The sequence below is a fragment of the Wolbachia endosymbiont of Drosophila incompta genome, assembly GCF_001758565.1.
In the GTDB taxonomy this organism is placed as follows: Bacteria; Pseudomonadota; Alphaproteobacteria; order Rickettsiales; family Anaplasmataceae; genus Wolbachia; species Wolbachia pipientis.
This window is the reverse complement of record NZ_CP011148.1, coordinates 772212-773035: the sequence shown is the minus strand read 5'-3', so window position 1 is coordinate 773035 and position 824 is coordinate 772212. Positions and strand designations below refer to the sequence as shown.

2 protein-coding genes are annotated in these 824 nt (G+C 36.3%); both read right to left on the bottom strand.

The window, feature by feature from the left end:
• A partial coding sequence (locus tag WG67_RS08515) for a polyprenyl synthetase family protein (RefSeq protein ID WP_458694900.1) occupies positions 1 to 286 on the bottom strand: 286 nt, incomplete at its 3' end.
• Between the two features lie 10 nt (positions 287 to 296).
• Positions 297 to 617 carry a 30S ribosomal protein S16 gene (gene rpsP, locus WG67_RS03420; protein ID WP_006279266.1) on the bottom strand — a complete coding sequence of 107 codons (321 nt, stop codon included), beginning with the start codon at positions 615 to 617 and terminating at the stop codon, positions 297 to 299.
• Positions 618 to 824 lie beyond the last annotated feature (207 nt).

The following is an 824-nucleotide window of genomic DNA, read 5'->3' as shown; positions in this document are numbered from 1 at the left end:
CATCGAGCACATCATCATGAAGTAAAGTAGCATTGTGTATAAACTCTACCGATGCAGCAACGTTGATCCTATTCTCCCCAGAATAGTTTAGCATTTTACATATAATAAAAACTAGTTTAGGCCTTATTTTTTTTCCACCTGACCTAACAAGATGAGATATAATATCAGTAGCAAGCTTAGCATCTTCATCATTGACATTTTTGAAGACAAAGTCATTCATAGCTGACAAATCAGAAGATACAATATCGTCTAATTTATCGCTGTTTGTTAAATCAGTATTTAGCATTTTAAGAGACTTATGCCTCTTGCCCTTGTGCTTTCTCGTTCTCTACTTTCTTCTTTTCTGTTTTCTTTGGTTCTGTTTCTAAAGTTACTATGCCTTTTTTGATAAACCACAGTACTCTTTCAGTTGCCTGCGCGCCTACACTTAGCCAATGTTTTAATCTATCAGCTTTCACCACAACACGATTTTTATTGTCTTTTGGTAACATTGGATCATATTGTCCTATTTTCTCAATAAAACGCCCATCTCTTGGTGCTCGTGAATCAGCTACAACTATCCTATAAAAAGGGCGTTTCTTTGCGCCAAACCTCGCCAACCTTATTTTAACTGCCATGTTAACCTTTATTCATATATTAGCCACAATTTTATACAATGAGCCGTTTTAAGTCAAATGAATTATACAGCTTTTGCACCTTATAATATAATTACCAATAATGTAGGGCAGTGCCGGGCGCACAGCTATACGAACATTCATTTTTGAAGGTAAATTGCACAGCAAATGGTGTCATTCCAGTGCTTGACACTGGAATGGCTTTGTTGC

Bases quoted from the DNA above. Each gene is read 5' to 3' on its own strand.
- rpsP (WP_006279266.1), bottom strand. From the start codon at position 617: ATGGCAGTTAAAATAAGGTTGGCGAGGTTTGGCGCAAAGAAACGCCCT.